12 protein-coding genes are annotated in these 15928 nt (G+C 68.8%); 5 read left to right on the forward strand and 7 right to left on the reverse strand.

Annotation, left to right across the window (positions count from 1 at the left end):
• Window positions 1-204: 204 nt before the first annotated feature.
• Window positions 205-804: a TetR/AcrR family transcriptional regulator gene (locus tag OK345_RS15345; RefSeq protein ID WP_265128884.1), complete on the reverse strand. Its 600-nt coding sequence runs from the start codon at window positions 802-804 to the stop codon at window positions 205-207.
• Between the two features lie 144 nt (window positions 805-948).
• On the opposite strand from OK345_RS15345, the gene OK345_RS15350 reads away from it, so the two are divergent.
• The 3 genes from OK345_RS15350 (at window position 949) to OK345_RS15360 (ending at window position 4884) form a co-directional block, all read left to right on the forward strand.
• Window positions 949-1866 carry an alpha/beta fold hydrolase gene (locus tag OK345_RS15350; RefSeq protein ID WP_265128885.1) on the forward strand — a complete coding sequence of 306 codons (918 nt, stop codon included), beginning with the start codon at window positions 949-951 and terminating at the stop codon, window positions 1864-1866.
• Window positions 1863-4334 (forward strand): acyl-CoA dehydrogenase, encoded by a 2472-nt coding sequence (locus OK345_RS15355; protein ID WP_265128886.1) that lies wholly within the window; start codon window positions 1863-1865, stop codon window positions 4332-4334. The genes OK345_RS15350 and OK345_RS15355 overlap by 4 nt, the downstream gene beginning before the upstream one ends.
• A gap of 70 nt (window positions 4335-4404) precedes the next feature.
• Window positions 4405-4884, forward strand: coding sequence for a hotdog fold domain-containing protein (locus tag OK345_RS15360; RefSeq protein ID WP_265128887.1), 480 nt, complete (start codon window positions 4405-4407; stop codon window positions 4882-4884).
• A gap of 71 nt (window positions 4885-4955) precedes the next feature.
• Here OK345_RS15360 and OK345_RS15365 read toward each other — a convergent pair whose 3' ends face one another.
• Window positions 4956-6263 (reverse strand): NTP/NDP exchange transporter, encoded by a 1308-nt coding sequence (locus OK345_RS15365; RefSeq protein WP_265128888.1) that lies wholly within the window; start codon window positions 6261-6263, stop codon window positions 4956-4958.
• Between the two features lie 584 nt (window positions 6264-6847).
• On the opposite strand from OK345_RS15365, the gene OK345_RS15370 reads away from it, so the two are divergent.
• Entirely contained in the window at window positions 6848-8482 is a 1635-nt protein-coding gene (locus OK345_RS15370; protein ID WP_265128889.1) for a GMC family oxidoreductase, read from the forward strand.
• A gap of 3 nt (window positions 8483-8485) precedes the next feature.
• Here the strand turns inward: OK345_RS15370 and OK345_RS15375 are convergent, their stop codons facing one another.
• The gene (locus tag OK345_RS15375) at window positions 8486-10405 is read right to left on the reverse strand and encodes a M48 family metallopeptidase (RefSeq protein WP_265128890.1); all 1920 of its coding nucleotides are present in this window, start codon (window positions 10403-10405) and stop codon (window positions 8486-8488) included.
• Window positions 10406-10475: 70 nt separating this feature from the next.
• Window positions 10476-11081 carry a LemA family protein gene (locus OK345_RS15380; protein WP_265128891.1) on the reverse strand — a complete coding sequence of 202 codons (606 nt, stop codon included), beginning with the start codon at window positions 11079-11081 and terminating at the stop codon, window positions 10476-10478.
• A 79-nt stretch (window positions 11082-11160) separates the two neighbouring features.
• On the opposite strand from OK345_RS15380, the gene OK345_RS15385 reads away from it, so the two are divergent.
• Window positions 11161-12561 (forward strand): serine hydrolase domain-containing protein, encoded by a 1401-nt coding sequence (locus OK345_RS15385; RefSeq protein ID WP_265128892.1) that lies wholly within the window; start codon window positions 11161-11163, stop codon window positions 12559-12561.
• Between the two features lie 311 nt (window positions 12562-12872).
• Here the strand turns inward: OK345_RS15385 and OK345_RS15390 are convergent, their stop codons facing one another.
• From OK345_RS15390 to gcvT, 3 genes are all read right to left on the reverse strand, one after another.
• Window positions 12873-13391 (reverse strand): hypothetical protein, encoded by a 519-nt coding sequence (locus tag OK345_RS15390; RefSeq protein ID WP_265128948.1) that lies wholly within the window; start codon window positions 13389-13391, stop codon window positions 12873-12875.
• A gap of 887 nt (window positions 13392-14278) precedes the next feature.
• Entirely contained in the window at window positions 14279-14674 is a 396-nt protein-coding gene (gene gcvH / locus OK345_RS15395; protein ID WP_265128893.1) for a glycine cleavage system protein GcvH, read from the reverse strand.
• Window positions 14675-14759: 85 nt separating this feature from the next.
• Window positions 14760-15866 (reverse strand): glycine cleavage system aminomethyltransferase GcvT, encoded by a 1107-nt coding sequence (gene gcvT / locus OK345_RS15400; RefSeq protein ID WP_265128894.1) that lies wholly within the window; start codon window positions 15864-15866, stop codon window positions 14760-14762.
• Window positions 15867-15928: the final 62 nt, after the last annotated feature.

The raw sequence follows: 15928 nt of genomic DNA on the forward strand, positions 1-15928 counted from the left end.
CCTCACGCAGGAAGCCGATGATCTGCTCTTCGGAAAAGCGCTTCTTCACGTCCAATCTCCTTACTCTGGGGAATTGGACTCCAGATCGCCGCGCTACTCAAAACCGGGGGGACGTCGGTCGCATGGGAAAGCCAAGCGGAGCCTTCGCCAGTTGGATGATCGCTTTCTCAAGTCGAGTATCGCCCCCCCAAGTGAGGGAAGCGATCACCCCGGAATCAACGTCTCGATGACGTGCTCGACATAGGCCTCGAACTCCTCGCGGGCCTGCTTGGGCTGTTGCAGTTGCAGCGAAAGCTGCAGGAAGCCGACATAGGCGGCGTAGGCCAGGCGCGCGCGGTGCTGCGCGTCGGTACGGCTCAGCCCGGCCTGGCGGAACGAGGCCACCAGGTAGTCCAGACGCCGGTGCGAGACGCGGTCGATCACCGGGCGCACCATCGGGTGGTCCAGCGCCTTGAGCAGCTCGCTGTAGATGATGTGCGGGGTGACTTCGTGCGCCACCAGCTGGAACAGCGCGCGCAGGCGGGTGCGCGGGTCGGGCACTTCCTCCAGGCTGCCGAACACCTTTTCCTGCTCGAACAGCTCCCAGCGCTCCAGGGCCGCCTGCAGCAGCGCGTCGCGCGAAGGAAAGTGCCAGTAGAAGCTGCCCTTGGTCACCCCCAGCCGGCGTGCCAGCGGTTCCACCGCCACCGCGCCCACCCCCTGTTCGGCAATCAGGTCCAATGCCGCCTGCGCCCAGTCCTCGGCGCTGAGCCGGCTGTTGCGGGCGCTGCGCTGTTCCTCTGATGAAGCTGAAGATTCGTTCATTGGCCGATTTAACCATACGCTGGGGTTGGTTGCAGTATGCCGCGCCCCTCGGGTGCGGATTCAGGTTGTGCGGAGGCGATATCCCGCAGGCAAACCATACCCGCCAGTATTGACAGTGCCCGAGCACCATCCATACCATTAAGTATGGTTACCTCCAATACTCTCGCCATGCCTCCGCAAGAACTGCGACTGGGTGGCGCCCATGGGGCTGCCTTGGCCGCCACGCACACCCCCGGCGATCGTGCCTCGGTACTGTTGGCCCATGGCTTCGGCCAGACCCGCAGGGCGTGGACGGCAACCGCCGCCGCACTGGCGGCCGCCGGCCACGGCACCCTGAGCTACGACGCCCGCGGCCACGGCGAATCGGACTGGAACGCGCCCGGCCTGGACTACGACGGCCTGCAGTTCACCGACGACATGATCGTGATCGCCGGCGAGATGGCGAAGCCGCCGGTGCTGGTGGCCGCATCCATGGGCGGCCTGTTCGGGCTGCTGGCCGAATCGCGCTGGCCGGGCCTGTTCTCGGCGATGGTGCTGGTGGACATCACCCCGCGCTGGGAGACGCGCGGGGTCGAGCGCATCCTCGCCTTCATGACCGCGCACCCGGCCGGCTTCGCCTCGCTGGAAGCGGCGGCGGACACCATCGCCGCCTACCTGCCGCACCGTCCGCGCAAGAGCGAGGAATCGCTGCGCACGCTGCTGCGTCCCACTGCCGACGGGCGCTGGACCTGGCACTGGGACCCGCGCCTGGTCGAGGAACTGGCCCGCGACAGCGAGCAGCACCAGGGGGCCATCGCCGAGGCCGCGCGCCGGGTCGAATGCCCGCTGCTGCTGGTCAGCGGCGGCCGCAGCGACCTGGTCACGCCGCAGACCGTTTCCGAATTCCTGTCGCTGGCGCCGCACGCGCAGCATGTGCACCTGCCGGAAGCAACGCATATGCTGGCCGGCGACGACAACAATGCGTTTACCGCCACTGTGTTGAATTACCTGGACGCCCTGCCCGCGGTTTCGGCCGTCGCATCGTCCGCCACCACCGCGCACGTCACCGGAGCAAGCCAATGAGCATCGTCGTTCCCTTCATCGCCATCGTGCTGGCAGGCGCATTCGTCGCCTACCATCGCATGCGGCTCGTCGCATGGACGCTCATCAGCGCCGCCCTGCTGGCCGCCTGCTGGTTCGCGCCGGTCAACCAGACCGCCACGCTGGTGGCCGCGATCATCGTCGCCGCGATCAGCCTCCCGCTGCTGCTGCCGTTCATCCGCAAGCCGCTGCTGACCGCGCCGATGATGAAGGTGTTCCGCAAGGTGCTGCCGCCGCTGTCGCAGACCGAGCGCATCGCGCTGGAGACCGGTTCGGTCGGCTTCGAGGGCGAGCTGTTCACCGGCGATCCGGACTGGCAGAAGCTGCTGAACTATCCCAAGCCGCAGCTCACCGCCGAGGAGCAGGCTTTCCTCGACGGCCCGGTCGAGGAACTGTGCAGGATGGTCAACGACTGGGAGATCACCCACGTCCACGCCGACCTGCCGCCGGAACTGTGGGACTTCATCAAGAAGAACAAGTTCTTCGGCATGATCATTCCCAAGGAATACGGCGGCCTGGGCTTCAGCGCGCTGGCCCACCACAAGGTGATCCAGAAGCTGGCCTCGGTGTCGAGCGTGGTCAGCTCCACCGTCGGCGTGCCGAACTCGCTGGGCCCGGGCGAACTGCTCAACCACTACGGCACCCAGGAACAGAAGGACTACTACCTGCCGCGCCTGGCCGTCGGCCAGGAAGTACCCTGCTTCGGCCTGACCGGCCCGTTCGCCGGCTCCGACGCCACCTCCATCCCCGACTACGGCATCGTCTGCAAGGGCACCTGGAAGGGCGAGGAAGTGCTCGGCGTCAAGCTGACCTTCGACAAGCGCTACATCACCCTGGCGCCGGTGGCCACGCTGATCGGCCTGGCCTTCCGCATGTACGACCCGGACGGCCTGCTGGGCGATACCCGCGACATCGGCATCACCCTGGCGCTGCTGCCGCGCGACACCGAGGGCGTCGAGATCGGCCGCCGCCACTTCCCGCTGAACTCCACCTTCCAGAACGGCCCGATCCGCGGCAAGGACGTCTTCATCCCGCTGACCCAGCTGATCGGCGGCGCCGAGAAGCGCGGCCTGGGCTGGAACATGCTCAACGAGTGCCTGGCCGTGGGCCGCTCGATCACCCTGCCGTCCACCGCCAGCGGCGGCGCCAAGGCCGGCGCGGTCATCACCGGCGCCTACGCGCGCATCCGCAAGCAGTTCGGCCTGTCGGTCGGCCGCTTCGAGGGCGTGGAGGAAGCGCTGGCGCGCATCGGCGGCAAGGCCTACAAGATCAGCGCGCTGTCGCAGGCCACCGCCGCGGCGGTCGACCGCGGCGACGTGCCGTCGGTGCCCTCGGCGATCGCCAAGTACCACTGCACCAACATGAGCCGCGAGTGCATCGGCGACATGATGGACATCATCGGCGGCAAGGGCATCATCCTCGGCCCGCGCAACTTCGCCGGCCGCAGCTGGCAGGCCGCGCCGATCGCCATCACCGTGGAAGGCGCCAACATCATGACCCGCAGCCTGCTGATCTTCGGCCAGGGCGCGATCCTGTGCCATCCGTGGGTGCTCAAGGAAATGAAGGCCGCCCAGGACGAGGACCGCGCCGCCGGCCTGCGCGAGTTCGACAAGAGCCTGTTCGGCCATATCCGCTTCGGCATCTCCAACGCGGTGCGTTCGTTCTGGTTCGGCCTGACCGGCGCGCGCTTCGGTTCGGCCCCGGGCGACGCCTATACCCGCCGCTACTTCCGCAAGCTGGACCGCTATTCGGCCAACCTGGCGCTGATGGCCGACATCTCGATGATGACGCTGGGCGGCAAGCTCAAGTTCAAGGAATCGCTGTCCGGCCGCCTGGGCGACGTGCTCAGCCACGTCTACATGACCAGCGCGATGCTCAAGCGCTACCACGACGAAGGCGCGCCGGCGGCCGACCAGCCGCTGCTGGCCTGGGCCTTCCACGACAGCGTGCACAAGATCGAGGAATCGCTGTCGGCCGCGCTGCGCAACTTCCCGGTGCGCCCGATCGGCTGGCTGATGTGGGCGCTGATCTTCCCGCTGGGCCGTCGCGCCGAAGCTCCCGGCGACCGCCTGGGCCACCGCGTCGCCGCGCTGCTGATGGCGCCGAACGAGGCCCGCGACCGTCTGGCCCACGGCGTGTTCCTGACCCCGTGCGAGAACAACCCGGGCGGCCGCATCAACAGCTACCTGTCCAAGGCGATCATGGCCGAGCCGGTGGAGCGCAAGTTCCTCAAGGCGCTCAAGACCAAGGGCATCGAGGCGCTGGACTTCCCCGCGCAGCTGGACGAGGCGGTGGCCGAGGGCGTCATTAGCCAGGACGAGCGCACGCTGCTGGAAGAGCTGCGCACGCTGACGCTGGACACCATCACCGTGGACGACTTCGACAGCCACGAGCTGCGCGCGGCGTCGTACTACGACCGCGAAGGCGGCAAGCAGTCGCAGGCGGCGTGATCGCCCGCGCATGACGGCAACCCGGAACGGCGGACTTCGGTCCGCCGTTCCTCTTTCCGGGAGGCAACCGATGGACGCTCCGCTGCTGTCGCTGTATCGCCGCCTGCGCCGCTGGCCGGGCGGGCAATGGCTGTTCTCGCGTGCGGTGTGCTTCAAGGCACCCTACTTCGCCAGTATTTCCCCGCGCATCACCGCGCTCGAATCCGGCCGCTGCGAAGGCACCCTGGCCGACCGCCGCAAGGTGCGCAACCACATCGGCACGGTGCATGCCATCGCGCTGTGCAATCTCGCCGAGCTGACCGCAGGGCTGATGGTGGATGCCTCGCTGCCGCCCGGCATGCGCTGGATACCCCGTGGCATGCAGGTGCAGTACCTGGCCAAGGCGCGCGGCACCCTGCATGCCGTCGCGCTGCCCGCGCAACCCATCGTCACCGCTACCGAAGCCTATGCATTGCCGGTCGTGGTCAGCATCCGTGATCGTGCCGGCAGCGAAGTGTTCCAGGCGCGCATCGACATGTGGCTGTCGCCGGTCCGCGGCGGCAAGGCTTGAACCGGCCGCGCATGCAAGGTGTCCGGGACAGGCCGGCCCGCCTGCGCATGACCGCCAACCACCGCCGGCATTCAGGAGGAAGCTGTCGTCCCGGCTGGCGGCGCCACGGCCCCCTCGGTGCGGCGCGACAACCGCCAGCCGATGCCGGCGGCGATCACCGCCGCGGTCGCGCTGATGCCGGCGAAACCGGCGGTGCCGAGGCCGAGCAGCCGCAGCCCGTTCATGCCCAGGGCGATGGACAGGTCGCCGAAGCGCCACACCGCCGTATCCACCGCGTTCTGGCCCTTGTAGCGCACGTTGCGCGGCACCCGGGTGTAGAGGCTGTGCCGCGCCGGTTCTGCCATGCCGTAGGCCAGGCCGCGGCTGACGATCAGCGCGATCGCCACCGCCGGCATGCCGAACAGCAGCGGCGCGTGCGCGTCGCGCGCGAACAGCACCAGCATCAGCACCGCGATGCTGGCCAGCGCCCAGATCATGATGACGATGCCCGGCCCCTTGCGCGGCAGCAGCCAGCGTGTGAGCGTGAGCTGGGTGATCGCGGTCAGCACGTTACCGGCCAGATCGACATTGGCGGCAAAGCGCGTGCGTGCCACCGCATCGGCGAAGGTGGCGCCGGAATAGTCGGCCACCAGCGCGTAGTTCACCGTGCCGATGCCGTCGGCCAGCAACAGCAGGATCGACATGCTGCGGATGAACGGGTCGGCGAACACCTGCTTCAGGCCGTCGAACATGCCGCCGCCCACCGCCGCCTCATGACCCGGCTCGTGCCGCCGCGCGCCATGCACCCGCGCCCAGCGTCCGAGCGCGACCACGCAGCCCAGCGCCACGCACAGCAGCACCGCCGACACCACCAGCAGCGGCGCCACGCCGATCATCCCGACCAGCGAGCGCGTCAGCGTCGGCCCGGCCACCGCGCCCAGCGTGCCGGCCACCGCGATCACCGGGAACAGCCGCCGCGCCTGCTCGGTGCTCCAGATGTCGGACATGAAACTCCAGAACACCGACACCACGAACAGGTTGAACACGCTCACCCAGACGAAGAACAGGATGCCCAGAGTGCGCGGCGTCAGCAGCTCCGGCCACGCGAACAGCGGCACGAATCCGAGCAGGCAGGCGATGAAGAACACATAGACCAGCGGTATCACCACCCGTCGCGGCCAGCGCGTGACCAATGCGCCGAACAGCGGCGTCAGCAACAGCGTGCCGATGAAGGTGGCGCCGTAGAACCATGGCAACTGGGTCGAACCGACCGCTGCGGCCAACTGCTCGCGCAACGGCCGGATCACGTAGTAGGCGGCCAGCACGCAAAAGAAGTAGGCGAAGGACAGCGCAACGGCCGGCCATTCCCCGCTATGTACCCTGCCCCGACTGGACTGCATGCGTTGCGTGTTCCGCGCGCGATGAAGCGCGCACGGTATCCGATGCACTGCAACATCGCCAGTGCAGCAGCACCCGCGCCGGTCATGCCGGCTGCCACCGCCATCGGGCGCCTGGTCGGCACGAAGCTTCGGTTGCAGAGCCCCTCTCCGTCCGGGGCGGATGGTCTGCGAACCGCGGGCTCGCAGATCGTCGGGGGCCCCGCGCCAGCGCCAGGGCCGGCTACGGAGCGGCAGGAGTAGGTGCGGGCGAAGCCCTGCAATGTTCGGTTGCACGGGGCTTCGTCCGTACCCTCATCTCCCCATCGGGGCACCTCGCTTCCCGCGGCGGCCGTTCAGCCGTGCGCGCGCCCATGGCTCACAAGCCACACGCCTTCTCCGAAGGGAAAAAAGGGAAAAGCTGGACGTCAGCACCAACCAGGACCGGGCATGGGCGCCGGGCCGCCCTGCCGCCATCTTCGCCCGCCGCTCGGCAGGGTGGATGAAGGCATGGGCGAAGCCTCGCCCGCTCGATTGCGCGAGGCTTCGCCCTTACCCTATCCACAACCGCTCTTCCGCAGGGAGAGCCGCGGGAACAGGGGAAGGCAATGCGGGAATACGACTACATCATCGTCGGCGCCGGTTCGGCCGGTTGCGTCCTCGCCAACCGGCTCAGCGAGGACCCCGGCTGCCGGGTGCTGCTGCTCGAGGCCGGCCCGCGCGACTGGCATCCCTTCATCCACATGCCCGCCGGGCTGGCGCGGCTGGTCAACAACCGCCGGCTCAACTGGAGCTACGCCACCGCCCCGGAGCCGCAACTGCAGGGACGGCGCCTGTGGTGGCCGCGCGGCAAGGTGCTGGGCGGCTCCAGCTCGATCAACGCGATGTGCTACGTGCGCGGCGTGGCCGCCGACTACGACGGCTGGGCCGCCGCCGGCGCCGACGGCTGGGACTGGGCCAGCGTGCTGCCCTACTTCCGCCGCAGCGAATGCAACGCGCGCGGCGCGGACGCGTTCCATGGCGATGCCGGGCCGCTGCACGTGGCCGACCTGCGCCACCACAATCCGCTGTCGGCCGCCTTCGTCGAGGCCGGGCAGCAGGCCGGCCTGCCGCACAACCCCGACTTCAACGGCCCCACGCAGTTGGGCGTGGGGCTGTACCAGGTCACCCAGAAGGATGGCGCCCGCTGCTCGTCGGCCGTCGCCTATCTGGTGCCCGCACGCGGGCGCGGCAACCTGCACGTCGTCACCGGCGCGCTGGTGCAGCGGTTGCGGGTGGAGGGCGGCCGCGTGACCGGGGTGGACTACCGGCACCGTGGCCGCCCGCAACGGGCGCTTGCCGGCGCCGAGGTACTGCTCAGTGCCGGCGCCATCAATTCACCGCAATTGCTGATGCTCTCCGGCATCGGCCCGGCCGACGAACTGCACCGCCACGGGATCGACGTCCGCCTCGACCACCCGCAGGTCGGCGGCAACCTGCAGGACCACCTGGACATCTGCACCCTGCGCCACACCGTGCCGGGCGTCAGCTACGACCGCAGCAGCGAACTGAAGATCGGCCTGGACTACTTCCTGCGCGGCCGCCGTGGCGCCGGCACCAGCAACGTGGCCGAGGCCGGCGGCTTCGTCCGCTCGCGCCTGGCGCCCGACGCGCGCGCCGACATCCAGCTGCACTTCGTGCCGGCGATGCTCGACGACCACGGCCGCCACCGCCTGCCCGGCGACGGCTACACCCTGCACGCCTGCTACCTGCACCCGCGCAGCCGCGGCCGCATCGGCCTGGCCAGCGCCGACCCGGCCGCGCCGGCGCACATCCAGGCCAACTACCTGGGCGACGCCGACGGCTTCGACCTGAAGATGATGGTCGAGTGCGCCAGGATCGCCCGCGACATCCTCGCCCAGCCGGCGTTCGACCGCTGGCGCGGCGCGCCGATCTTCCCGGAGCGCGACGACCTCGACGACGCGGGGCTGGCCGCATTCGTGCGCGCCAAGGCCGAGACCATCTACCACCCGATCGGCACCTGCCGCATGGGCCGCGACGACGGTGCCGTGGTCGACCCGCAGCTGCGCCTGCGCGGGCTCGACGGCCTGCGCGTGGTCGATGCCTCGGTGATGCCGACGCTGCTCAGCGGCAACACCAACGCGCCGACGATCATGCTGGCCGAACGCGCGTCCGACCTGATCCGCGGCCGCGCGCCGCCGCCGTTGCACGCACCGGTGACGGCGGCGTGCGAACCGGCGTAGCGCTCAGGCCACCTGCAGCATCGCCGGCAGCGGGCAATGCAGCACGCCGCAGATCGTCCGCAGCAGTTCGGCCTCGGCCACGCTGACGCGATGGTTGTGGCCGATGGTGGCGGTGACCGACTCGACCAGTACCTGCTTGGCCAGCGGGTCCAGCGCATCCAGCGGCGCCCACACCGCATCCAGCGCCAGCACCCCGGCGGCCGGCGGCGCATAGGGCAGGTGATCCTGCGGCAGCACCCGCTGCAGGCCGGCCAGGTAGGCGCGCTGCGCTTCCATCGGCGAATCCGGATGCCCGGCCTGCGCCACCACCGCCAGCAGCGTGGCGAACTCCCGGCGTACGCCGGTGGTCTTGCGCCGGCCGAAGTGCAGGTGCTGCGAGGGATCCAGCGCCGCGCGCACCTGCACCTGCAGCAGCCGCGAGAGGCAGTACTCGAACAGCGACACGCGGCCGTCGGCGTGGCTGAGCGCATCGATGGTGTCCAGGAACAGCTGCAGCTGCGGGCGCGGCTGCGCCCGCAGGGCGGCGAACGTCAGCGACGCCAGCGGCAATCGCAATGCCGGGTGCAGCGACGCCAGCCGCCGCGCCAGTTCCGCGCTGCGATCGGCCAGCCCGGCGCCCATGCGCGCCTCGATCTCGCCGCGCTGCCTGGCGGCGATGCCGGCATCGGCATCCAGCAGCAGGGCCATCAGCAGCGGCATCGCCGCCTCGCGGTCGCGCGCCAGTACGCGCAGATCCTCGGGCAGGCTGCCGGACAGCTGGGACGCACGCCGGTAATCGTCGTCGCCCGGCGAGGCCACCTGTGCGGACACCTGCGCCGGATCCAGCGCCATCCCGGCGTCATGCCGCGGCAACGGCGGCGGCGCGGCGCGCGAGGCCGGTGCCAACCCCCCGTCCAGCCCCATCAAGCGGTCCTCTTCCAGGCCATCGGGCGGCGCCGCCCGCCAGCGCGTCTGCAACTGCTGCAGCTGTTCCGGGCGGAATGAAGGATCGAGCAGGCGGATCCGCTCGGGCAACGGCGGATGGGTGGCGAACCAGCGCGAGAACGCGCGGCCCTCGCCGAACAGCATGTGGCTGACCTCCTCGGCCCCGGCCTCGTCGCGCAGCGTCGAGCCATCGGACAGGCCGCCGATCTTCTTCAGCGCACCGACCAGCCCCGCCGTCTGCCGGGTGAACTGCACCGCCGAGGCATCGGCCAGCAGCTCGCGCTGGCGGCTCACCGCCGCCTTGATCAAACGTCCGAAGAACACGCCGATGCTGCCGATCACCAGCGCCGCCACGCCCATCACCAGCACCACCGACAGGTCGCGCGAGCGCCGGCCCACGCCCAGCTGCAGCACCTTGCGACCGATCACGCTGAGCATCAGGATGCCGAACAGCACGCCCATCAGGCGGATGTTCAGGCGCATGTCGCCGTTGAGGATGTGGCTGAACTCGTGCGCGATCACGCCCTGCAGTTCGTCGCGGTTGAGCCGCTCCAGGCAGCCGCGGGTGACGGCGATCGCCGCGTCGGCCGGCGAGTAGCCGGCGGCGAAGGCATTGATCCCGCTCTCTTCTTCCAGCACGTACAGCTTCGGCATCGGCACGCCCGAGGCGATGGCGATCTCCTCGACCACGTTGCGCAGCCGCCGCAGCTGCAGGTCGCGCGTATCCGCCGGCACCTCGCGCCCGCCCAGCTGCAGCGCCACCGCCTCGCCGCCGCCGCGCAGCGAGGCGACGCGGTACAGCGAGCCCAGCCCGATCACCGCCAGCGTCAGCACCGTGAACAGCAGCATCACCGCAGCGCTGTTCGGGCCCCAGCCACCGCTGAAGAACAGCACCGCCAGATCGACCGCGACGACGATGCCGGCCACCGCCAGTGCGAACAGCACCACCAGCCGCGTCGAACTGCGACGCGCCCGGGCCTGGTGTTCAAAGAAATTCATCCGTCCTCCCCACGCGCAAGCGGCCCCGGCCGCACCTGTCCGCGGGGCCGGGGCCTGCAGACGGCCACGATCAGAACTGTACCCGCGGCGCCTCGCGCACCTGCGCCTGTTTCTCCGCCGGGATGTCGAGCAGCGCCGCCGCCGCGAAGCCGAAGCTGTTGGCCACCACGCTGGCCGGGAACACCTCGCGCTGGTTGTTGTAGGACATCACCGCGTCGTTGTAGGCCTGGCGGGCGAAGGCGACCTTGTTCTCGGTGCTGCTCAGTTCCTCGCTGAGCTGCATCATGTTCTGGTTGGCCTTCAGGTCCGGATACGCCTCGGCCACCGCCATCAGCCGTCCCAGCACGCCGTTCAACTGGCCCTGCGACGCCGCCAGCTGCGCCATGCCCGCGGCATCGCCCGGGTCGGCCTTGGCCGCCGCCAGCCCCGCCTGGGCGGCGCTGCGCGCGGCGATCACCGCCTCCAGCGTCTCGCGCTCATGGCCCATGTAGGCCTTGGCGGTCTCCACCAGGTTGGGGATCAGGTCGAAGCGGCGTTGCAGCTGCACATCGATCTGCGCAAACGCGTTGCGATAGGCGTTACGGGCCCGGACCAGGCCGTTGTAGAGGCCCACGCCCCACCCGGCAACGACCACCAGGAGACCCAGAAATGCCAACAGTATCAATGTGATGCCCATTCATCTTCTCCCCATTTGTGCAATAACAAAAAGCGGCGCTAGAATCGCGTGCAGCAGTAGCTTACAGGCATCGATCGCGATGAAAGACAACCGCAGGCGCCGTCGCTTCCGTCCGGTGGCATCGGGATTGCTGGGGCTGCTGGTGCCCTTCGCACTGACTTCCACTGCGCAGACGCCGGCGACGAGCCTGGCCACGGCCGATACCCTGCCAGTCAACATCGAAGCCATGTCGACGGTCTCGCCGACCCAGCCGCTGCCCTACCGCACCGCACTGCGCCCGGACCAGGTGCGGCCGCTGGCCCCCGGGTTCGACGTGGCCGCGTTCGAATCGATGGCGCAGCAACTCACCTATGGCGAGCGCGTTCCCGGCATGGCCGTGGCCATCGTGCAGGGCGGCCGGGTGCTCAGCGCGCGCGGCTATGGCGTCACCGACGTCAACAACCCGCAGCCGGTCGATGCCCATACCGTGTTCCGCTTGGCGTCGCTGTCCAAGGCCTTCGCCGGCACCATGGCCGGGCTGCTGGTCAACGACGGCACCCTGCGCTGGGACAGCAAGGTCACCGACTACGTACCCGGCTTCCAGCTCAGCACGCCCGAGGCCACCCGCCGGCTCACCGTGGCCGACGTGCTCAGCCACCGCGTCGGCCTGCCGTACAACGCCTACGACCGCGACATCGAGGCCAACGCCGAGTACTACACGCTCACCCACAAGCTCGCCTCGGCGCCGCTCAAGTGCGTTCCCGGCGAGTGCTACGCCTACCAGAACGTCGCCTTCAGCCTGATCGGCGACGTGGTGTTCGCCGCCTCGGGCAGTTTCTACGAACAGGCGGTCGAGCGCCGCCTGCTCAAGCCGCTGGGCATGAACGACGCCAGCCTGGGGCTGGCCGGCATCCAGGCCAGCTCGCGCTGGGCGCGGCCGCACGTGCGCAGCCGCAACGGCTGGGTATCGCTCAATCCCAAACCCACCTACTACCGGGTGGCGCCGGCCGCCGGCGTCAACGCCAGCGCCAGCGACATGGCGCAATGGCTGCTGGCGCAGACTGGCCACCGTCCCGACGTGCTGCCGGCGCCGCTGCTGGCCACGCTGCATGCGCCGCTGGTGAGCACGCCGGGCGAAATGCGCTCGGGCTGGCGACGCGATCGCCTGAATTCGGCCGGCTACGCACTGGGCTGGCGCGTGTTCGACTACGCCGGACAACCGGTCGTGTTCCATGCCGGCGCGGTGCAGGGCTATCGCGGACTGGCAGCGCTGGTACCCGGCCACGACCTGGGCATCGTCATCCTGTGGAATGGCGAAAGCAGCCTGCCCACCGGATTGCTGCCGACCATCCTCGACCGTGCCATGGGCCTACCGGCGCAGCGCTGGCTCGACGTCGATACCGACTTCGGCAGCGACAACCTGATGGCCGACGGCGTCGTGCCCGAAACCAAGGACAAGAAGGGCGCTTCGGCCACCCGCGCGGTGGCCTCCCCGCGCTGACCACGGCGGCGGCGGCGGGCATCGGGAAGAGAGGCGGCGCGAGCCGCCTCTTGCGTTTGCGGCGCCCGGCGGCGCCGTCGCCTTGCATGGCCGCCATGCCGAACCGCGCATGGAAGCAGAGCATACCCACCCGGGCTGGTCGAAAAGCTCGCGACTGACGTCGCGCCTACAACACACTCCTGCCCTTTACAGGAGCGACGTCAGTCGCGACCACCGCCGGGTCATCGACTCTCCTGGCGATGCCCCATAAAAAAACTCCCTCCCCGCTGGGCATCGGGGAAGGAGCTTCAGGTACGGCTATCGGGATTGGATCAGATCAGCGGTGCCGGGGTGGCCGGAAGCGCGACCGGCGCGACCTTCTTCTTGCGGGCGGCCGGCTTCTTCTTCGCGACCTTCTTGGCGGCCGGCTTCTTGGCGGCTACCTTCTTCGCGGCCTTCTTGGCAGCCGGCTTCTTGGCGGCGGCCTTCTTCGCGCTCTTCTTCACCGCCTTCTTGGCGACGGCCTTCTTGGCGGCCTTCTTCACCGTCTTCTTGGCGGCGGCCTTCTTGGCGGTCTTCTTCACCGCCTTCTTGGCAACAGCCTTCTTGGCGGCCTTCTTCACGGTCTTCTTGGCAGCCGCCTTCTTCGCGGTCTTCTTCACTGCCTTCTTTGCTGCTGCCTTCTTTGCAACCTTCTTCACCGTCTTCTTGGCCGCAGCCTTCTTCACGGTCTTCTTGGCGGCCGCCTTCTTGGCGACCTTCTTCACGGTCTTCTTGGCAGCCGCCTTCTTGGCGACCTTCTTCACCGCCTTTTTGGCGGCCGGCTTTTTCGCAGCTTTCTTCGTGGCCATGTGATGGCTCCTCGTCAGTGATCTATGGAGTTGAAACGCCCAGTTGAAGCAAACCCGCCGCCGGTGGCCGCGGGGTCCGCCGACGCGTCGCGCGCGTCGTGACGGATACAGAAACACCCGCATCGAACGCCGATACGGGTGTCGTGTCTGAATTGATTCCAGGTTTTGCGGAAGGAAGCGAACCCTGCTCCACCATCATCGGACTCGTGGCGGATTTCCAAGTTGTGCTTCGCGTCTGGATGTTGATCCGGCTCACTCTCTTCCGCAGGCAAGGTCTGCTGGGCGAAACCTAATCACGGTTTTTTTTACTGTCAACAGTCTCTGCGCAACTTTTTCGCGGCGCGGCCTTGCGCCCGTCCCGCGGCACCGACCGCAGCGTATCGCCGTCGCCGCATGCAGGTTGCCACCGGTGCGACGAACGCAACCAGGCGACAACAAGAAAACACGGGAAATACCGCACTTTTCTTTCGATGCATGCATCGCGCGCGTTGCGGAAGCCATGCCGCTCCGTGCGCTGCAACCTGCCGGCGCGAGCGGCGCGACTGCGTTGTAAGCCCATGCAAAAAAGTTTGATCCGGCCGCCGGGTTTCGGCGGCGCATCGATGCAAATGCGCAAAAGTGCGCAAGCTTTTCTGGAACGCTTCGGCCGCAACGAGGCGACGGCAGAGACGGAAACGGACGACGGCACGGGTGCGCGCGGACGCGTCCGGATTCGTCGTCGACGGTCGCCCCTGCATCGACATGTCCGCCGCGATGCGAACGATGCGGCTCCGGCTTCGTCACGCGCCGATGACATCGCCGGCACGGCACACGCGACCACCCCGCCGGCGAAAACGAAAACGGCCGCACATGGCGGCCGTTTCGCAGGTCACTGGAAAGAAGCGCGATCAGTGGCTGTCGTCTTCCAGCAGTTCGGCGTAGTCGTCCGGACCCAGCAGTTCGTTCAACTGCTCCGGGTCGTCGATCTGCACCACGAAGATCCAGCCTTCGCCGTAGGCATCCTCGTTGATGGTCTCCGGCTTGTCGCTCAGCGCGGTGTTGACCTCGACGACGGTGCCGGTGACCGGGCTGTAGACGTCCGAGGCCGCCTTCACCGACTCGACCACCGCCGCACCGGCGCCGGCCTCGACGGTATCGCCCACGCCGGGCAGTTCGACGTAGACCAGGTCGCCCAGCAAGCCCTGGGCATGGTCGGAAATACCCACGGTGACGCGGCCGTTGCCTTCGGCGCGCGCCCATTCGTGGGACTTGAGGAATTTGAGGTCGCCGGGGATCTCGCTCATGGAACTGCTCCGAAAAGAACGGTGGTCGGGGAAGGCCTGGAAAAGCCGGGGGCTAGTTTAGCCAACAGATGCGTCGGCGTCCGCCTCAGGCCAGCACGCCGGGCTGCGGCTGGCCCTCGCGCACGAACGGAAACTTCACCACCCGCACCGGCACTTCCTTGCCGCGGATGTCCACGCGCACCGCCCCCGGTTCGCCGGCCGGGACCCGCGCGAAGGCGATGGCCTTGCCCAGGGTCGGCGAGAAGGTGCCGGACAGGATCTCGCCTTCGCCCTGGGCGGTGAGCACCTTCTGGCCGTGGCGCAGCACGCCCTTGTCGTCCATCACCAGGCCGATCATCTGCCGCGGGCTGCCGGCGGCCTTCTGCGCCTCGAGCGCGGCACGGCCGATGAAGTCGCGGCCCTCGTCCAGCGCCACGGTCCAGGCCAGCGCCGCCTCGTAGGGCGACACCGCCTCGTCCATGTCCTGGCCGTACAGGTTCATGCCCGCTTCCAGCCGCAGCGTGTCGCGCGCACCCAGTCCGGCCGGCTTGACCCCGGCTTGCAGCAGCGCGTTCCAGAACGCGATCACCGCATCCTGCGGCAGCAGGATCTCGAAACCGTCCTCGCCGGTGTAGCCGGTGCGCGCGACGAACAGCGGCACGCCCTGCGTCGACGCCACGTCCAGCGCCGCGAAGCGGCCCAGCTTCTCGAGCCCGGCGCGGTCGTCCGCAGCCACCAGCCCCAGCACCGCGGCGCGCGCCTGCGGCCCCTGCACGGCGACGATCGCCAGGTCCGCGCGTTCTTCCACCTGCACTTCGAAGGCGGCCGCCTGCTGCCGGATCCACGCCAGGTCCTTCTCGCGGGTGGAGGCGTTGACCACCATGCGGAAGAAGTCCTCGCCGAGGAAATACACGATCAGGTCGTCGATCACCCCGCCCTGCTCGTTGAGCATGCACGAGTACAGCGCCTTGCCCGGGACCTTGAGCTTGTCCACCGAGTTGGCCAGCAGCGAGCGCAGGAACACGCGCACGCCGGCGCCGCGCAGGTCAACCACGGTCATGTGGCTGACGTCGAACATGCCGGCCTCGCGCCGCACCAGGTGGTGTTCGTCGATCTGCGAGCCGTAGTGGATCGGCATGTCCCAACCGCCGAAATCGACCATCTTGGCGCCCAGGGCGCGGTGGGTATCGTTGAGGAGCGTCTTCTGCGTCATGAACCGGATCCGGGCAAAGATGGAAGCCCGGCATTATCCCAGATGGCACCACGCAACGCCCG

Origin of the sequence: Xanthomonas chitinilytica, from assembly GCF_026107455.2 — a bacterium.
GTDB classification, from domain to species: Bacteria; Pseudomonadota; Gammaproteobacteria; order Xanthomonadales; family Xanthomonadaceae; genus Stenotrophomonas; species Stenotrophomonas chitinilytica.

What these genes read in the sequence shown, in the direction of transcription:
- OK345_RS15380 (WP_265128891.1), bottom strand. Translation starts at nt 11,081, where the DNA reads ATGGGCATCACATTGATACTGTTGGCATTTCTGGGTCTCCTGGTGGTC.
- OK345_RS15345 (WP_265128884.1), bottom strand. Translation starts at nt 804, where the DNA reads ATGAACGAATCTTCAGCTTCATCAGAGGAACAGCGCAGCGCCCGCAAC.
- OK345_RS15365 (WP_265128888.1), bottom strand. Translation starts at nt 6,263, where the DNA reads ATGCAGTCCAGTCGGGGCAGGGTACATAGCGGGGAATGGCCGGCCGTT.
- gcvH (WP_265128893.1), bottom strand. Translation starts at nt 14,674, where the DNA reads ATGAGCGAGATCCCCGGCGACCTCAAATTCCTCAAGTCCCACGAATGG.
- OK345_RS15350 (WP_265128885.1), top strand. Translation starts at nt 949, where the DNA reads ATGGTTACCTCCAATACTCTCGCCATGCCTCCGCAAGAACTGCGACTG.
- OK345_RS15390 (WP_265128948.1), bottom strand. Translation starts at nt 13,391, where the DNA reads ATGGCCACGAAGAAAGCTGCGAAAAAGCCGGCCGCCAAAAAGGCGGTG.
- OK345_RS15370 (WP_265128889.1), top strand. Translation starts at nt 6,848, where the DNA reads ATGCGGGAATACGACTACATCATCGTCGGCGCCGGTTCGGCCGGTTGC.
- OK345_RS15385 (WP_265128892.1), top strand. Translation starts at nt 11,161, where the DNA reads ATGAAAGACAACCGCAGGCGCCGTCGCTTCCGTCCGGTGGCATCGGGA.
- OK345_RS15355 (WP_265128886.1), top strand. Translation starts at nt 1,863, where the DNA reads ATGAGCATCGTCGTTCCCTTCATCGCCATCGTGCTGGCAGGCGCATTC.
- gcvT (WP_265128894.1), bottom strand. Translation starts at nt 15,866, where the DNA reads ATGACGCAGAAGACGCTCCTCAACGATACCCACCGCGCCCTGGGCGCC.
- OK345_RS15360 (WP_265128887.1), top strand. Translation starts at nt 4,405, where the DNA reads ATGGACGCTCCGCTGCTGTCGCTGTATCGCCGCCTGCGCCGCTGGCCG.
- OK345_RS15375 (WP_265128890.1), bottom strand. Translation starts at nt 10,405, where the DNA reads ATGAATTTCTTTGAACACCAGGCCCGGGCGCGTCGCAGTTCGACGCGG.